Raw genomic sequence first — 2,407 nt, 5'->3', positions numbered from 1 at the left:
TGATGATAAAGATAGCTTGTCAAATTCACAAAATGAGATTTACACCATAGATTTAGAGCAAGAAATAATGCTTAAAGCCTTTGTTTATGAGGAGCAAAAAGTTTATGTGGCACAAAATAAAAACAAGGTATATGCTAGTAATGAAAAACCCACCAATATTCTTGCCCAACAAGGAAACATAAGCAAGGATATAGATCTTAGCACACAAAATAGCGATAATATTCGCTGGGCTTTTAAGATAGTAGATGGGACATATAAGAAAGGCAGAAACAAAGCCTTTGAGTCCCTTGGCAAGAAAGAAGCCAGTATAAATCTCGCAAACAAAGACGAAAGATTAAGCTTTATCCCAAGGGGCTATGTGGAGTTAGAGGGTGTTTGTGGAGATCTTTTGAAATTAAAGCTTAGTTCTTTGTTTGATGAGGATTTGCTTGGAAATTCAAAGAAAGAAGATGAGGCTGAAAAAGAAGCAAAGGAAGAATATGAGGCTAACAAGGAAACAAAACAAGCAGAATATGCCAACAAGGAATCAAATAAAGAAGAGAATACTGGCAAGGAAATAAAGACAGAAGATAAGAAAGAAACAAATAAAGAAGATAGAACGGACAAAGAATCAAACAGCGAAGAAAGGGCTAAAAAAGAATCAAGCAAAGAAGAGAGGGCTAAAGAAGAAATAAAAGAAGAAACACAAAGCAAACTCATAAACAAAAATATAATCTTCTTTGCTTACGATGAAAGCCTTGGGATAAATTTAAGCACTGATACAAAAGACAATGCTTACCGTGTGTATGATGATAAAGGAACAGGAGCTAGCAAAGTAGTAAAAGCAGATCGCATAACTTCAATAGAACTAAAAATAATAAAAACAAGATTTAGGCTTGAATTTGACGGACAAAGTTTGCAGTTTTTAGAAAATGAAAGGCTTATAAAACAGTGGGAGGCAAGAAGTGGCGAGGCCTTGGATAATTTAAAAGAAGATAGTAAGGAAAATAAACAAAGAAAGAAATTTGCTCTGCCTTTAAGCAAGGAAAAAAGCTTTTATTATGATGAGAATTTACATAAAAAGGATAACACAAAGCCCTTAAAAGAAGGGAATTATTTTATCAGACTAAGACAAGAAGATTTTTTAAGAAAAAAATACATACAAAAAATAGAAATTTATGATGATAAAAACTGCATAAGTCATCTTAGTTTGCCAAGAATCTTTATGCTTAATGAGCCAAGTTATAATATACAACTACTAGCAAATCAAGATTTAGATCTTGTTGAGCTTTTGGCTAAAAGTTTAGCACAAAAAGCCTCACTACATATACCCCTCACAGTTAAATATCAAAAACGCATTTTAATCTTAATTGAAAGGTTTAAAGAAAGCACTGAATCAACTTTAAGTAAGATGAATATATATTTAGACGGCAAAAGAGTGGATAGGAATGGTAACTTCATAGAAAGTCATTTAATTTATGATCTTACAGAAGAAGAGCTTAGTGCTCTTATTTCTTTGGGTGAATTTTTTGGAAAAAAGCTAAAAGAAGAGGATATTGAGCTTATAAGATCAAGCCTTAATGAGGCAAAAACCATAAGTGCATATGAGCTTTTTAATCCCCTTTCCTTGCCAAATGATGATAAAAACTATGCTTATATCTTAGAAAGACCAGGGCCTGATAGCATAGGTGGGGAGTTAAAATTAAGAGTGCCAGAGGGAAGATATGATCTTATGTGGAATGATGGAAGTATGAAGGGTGTTTTAAAGCTTTTTAATTCTTATGTTTCAAAGGGTAGGGCTATTTTAATTCATATTGGCAATACAGCCAAAAATTCTGATGGCTGCTTGTTAATAGGCAATGCATATGATAAGCAATTATATACCTTAGTTAGTTCTAAAATGGCTACGCAAAACCTAGCCAATACCTTTAATGATAATAGCTCCTTTATGAAAAAATACTTTCATAAAGAGGCATTGGTTTCAAATCTTAACATAGTCATCATAAATAAGATCAAACAAGAGGTGCAGAGTGAATAAAAAATACATTGATATTATATCTTTTAAAAATGAAAGAAGTCCAGATCTAATAGATCAGCAAATGAGCTATATATTTTTAGATTATATGAAATATTTAGACGGTGAAAATGAACAGCTCAAACAAATAAGCACCACCCTAACCCTCAAAGGCAAGCTTCGCATCTCTTGGAGCTTTGATATAAAATATAATAAAAACATTGATTTAATCTTTTTCCCTGAAAACAATCCCTATCTAAACTATGCCTTGCTTTATAGTAAGGACTTCGAAAAAACACTTTCTAATGATGATTTTTCTATGCCAAGACAGCTAAGCTTTTTAAGGCTTTCTTATGATATAAACTATGACTTTGTCAAAGAGCTTTTATCAAGGGCAAATTTTACTAAAATTCA

2 protein-coding genes are annotated in these 2,407 nt (G+C 32.2%); both read left to right on the top strand.

What is annotated here, in order from left to right:
* The coding region (locus tag DMC01_RS13995; protein WP_221887165.1) for a DUF5675 family protein at positions 1-2,017 on the top strand (2,017 nt) is incomplete at its 5' end.
* The coding region (locus tag DMC01_RS12205) for a hypothetical protein (protein WP_142694459.1) at positions 2,010-2,407 on the top strand (398 nt) is incomplete at its 3' end. The genes DMC01_RS13995 and DMC01_RS12205, both read left to right, overlap by 8 nt.

Origin of the sequence: Campylobacter troglodytis, assembly GCF_006864425.1 — a bacterium.
In the GTDB taxonomy this organism is placed as follows: domain Bacteria; phylum Campylobacterota; class Campylobacteria; order Campylobacterales; family Campylobacteraceae; genus Campylobacter_D; species Campylobacter_D troglodytis.
The sequence above is the reverse complement of the archived record's forward strand: the minus strand, read 5'-3'. Positions and strand labels throughout refer to the sequence as shown.